We start from the raw sequence: 2,011 nt of genomic DNA, 5'->3' as shown, positions 1-2,011 counted from the left end.
TCGCCAAGACCTTCGACGTGTCCGCGCCCTGGCTGAACCGCGTCGCCGAGCGCAAGCCGCGCCAGTTCGTGCATGCCGTCGACGACATCGACTTCGTCATCGAGCGCGGCACGACCCTGGCCCTCGTCGGCGAGTCGGGGTGCGGAAAGAGCACGGTCGCGCGCCTGCTCGTCGGGCTCTACCGGCCGACCCGCGGCCGCGTCGTCTTCGACGGCATCGAGGCCGCCGGGCCCAAGGGCGGCCCGCGGCCAGACGCCATCCGGCGGCGAATGCAGATGATCTTCCAGGACCCCTACGCCAGCCTCAACCCCCGCTGGAAGGTGCAGGACATCGTCGCCGAGCCCCTGCGCGAGCACGGCCTCGGCGAGGCGGCACCGCTCGCGGGCAGGGAGCTGCGGGCCCGGATCCGCGGGCGGGTCGACGAGTTGCTCGGCTCCGTCGGGCTGGCCGGCGCCGACGCCGCCAAGTTCCCGCACCAGTTCTCGGGAGGGCAGCGCCAGCGCATCTCGATCGCCCGTGCCCTCGCCACGCAGCCGGAGTTCCTGGTCTGCGACGAGCCAACGTCGGCGCTCGACGTGTCGGTGCAGGCGCAGGTCCTCAACATCATGAAGGATCTGCAGGCCAGGCACGGCCTGACCTACCTGTTCATCTCGCACAACCTCGCCGTCGTCCGCCACGTGAGCGACCAGGTCGGCGTGATGTATCTCGGCCGCATCGTCGAGCTCGCCGACAAGAGCCGGCTGTTCGCCCGGCCGCGCCATCCGTACACGCGCATGCTGCTCGACGCCATACCCGACATCCACATGAGCGGTCGGGCGCGCACGCCGGTGCAGGGCGAGGTGCCGAACCCGCTCGACCCGCCGAGCGGCTGTGCGTTCAATCCGCGCTGTCCGCACGCCAACCAGCGTTGCCGGACCGAGCGGCCGGCACTGCTCGCCATCGAGGGCGCGCGCGTGGCCTGCCACGCCGTCGAGGAAGGCCGGATCTGAGCCGGCCGGCCGGTCAGCCCGGGGTGACCGGCAACAGGTGTTCGTTGCGGAAGAGGTCGGCCAAGGCTTCCCGCTCGCGGATGAGCCAGCAGTCGTGCCCGGAGACCATCACCTCCGCGGCTCGCGGCCGGGTGTTGTAGTTGCTGGCCATGCTCATCGCATACGCGCCGGCGGACAGGATGGCGAGGAAGTCGCCGGCACGAACGGCGAGGCTGCGGTCGCGGCCCAGCCAGTCCCCCGATTCGCAGACTGGCCCGACGACGTCGTAGCGCACGGGCTCCACGGCAGTCGGAACGCACTCGACGATGCGCATCCAGGCGTCGTACATCGCCGGGCGCACGAGGTCGTTCATCGCCGCGTCGACGATGCAGAAGTTCTTCTCGGCCGCCTGCTTGAGGTAGAGCACTTCGGCCACCAGCAGCCCGGCGTTGCCCACCAGCGAGCGACCGGGCTCGAACAACAGCTTGCGGTGGCCGTGGCCGCGCTCGTCGATGCGCTGCAGGAGCGCCGCGATCAGTGCACCGGCCGCCGGTGGCGACTCCTCGGCGTAGGTGATGCCCAGCCCGCCGCCGACGTCGACGTGGGCGATCGGAATTCCCTTCGCTTCGACGACTTCGACGAGATCGAGCAGCCGATCGAGGGCGTCGACGTAGGGACCCAGCTCCGTGATCTGGGAGCCGATGTGGCAATCGATGCCGACGACCTCGAGCGCCGGGAACGCCGCGGCTCGCTCGAAGGCGGCGGCCGCAGCCTCGTGCGCGATGCCGAACTTGTTGGCGCGCAGCCCGGTCGAGATGTATGGATGGGTGCGGGCGTCGACATCCGGATTGACGCGCAGGCTGACCCGCGCCCGGCGCCCGGCGGCGAGCGCCACGGATGCAAGGACCTCGAGCTCGTCGACGCTCTCCAAGTTGAAGCACAGCACATCGAGCTCGAGGGCACGCCTCATCTCGGCGCGCGTCTTCCCGACGCCGGAAAAGACGACCCTGGACGGGTCGCCGCCCGCGGCGATCACCCGTTCG

General features: G+C 70.6%; 2 protein-coding genes. One reads left to right on the top strand and one right to left on the bottom strand.

The genetic code is table 11. The features are described 5' to 3' along the window. On the top strand, positions 1 to 989 hold a 989-nt coding region (locus AC30N0_RS17235), incomplete at its 5' end, for an ABC transporter ATP-binding protein (RefSeq protein ID WP_489519124.1). 13 nt (positions 990 to 1,002) lie between these two features. Here AC30N0_RS17235 and lysA read toward each other — a convergent pair. Further along, positions 1,003 to 2,011, bottom strand: a 1,009-nt coding sequence (gene lysA, locus AC30N0_RS17230) for a diaminopimelate decarboxylase (RefSeq protein ID WP_489519123.1), incomplete at its 5' end; no start/stop codon positions are given.

It is taken from the genome of Rhizobacter sp. (assembly GCF_031412495.1).
In the GTDB taxonomy this organism is placed as follows: domain Bacteria; phylum Pseudomonadota; class Gammaproteobacteria; order Burkholderiales; family Burkholderiaceae_C; genus Schlegelella_A.
The sequence above is the reverse complement of the archived record's forward strand: the minus strand, read 5'-3'. Positions and strand labels throughout refer to the sequence as shown.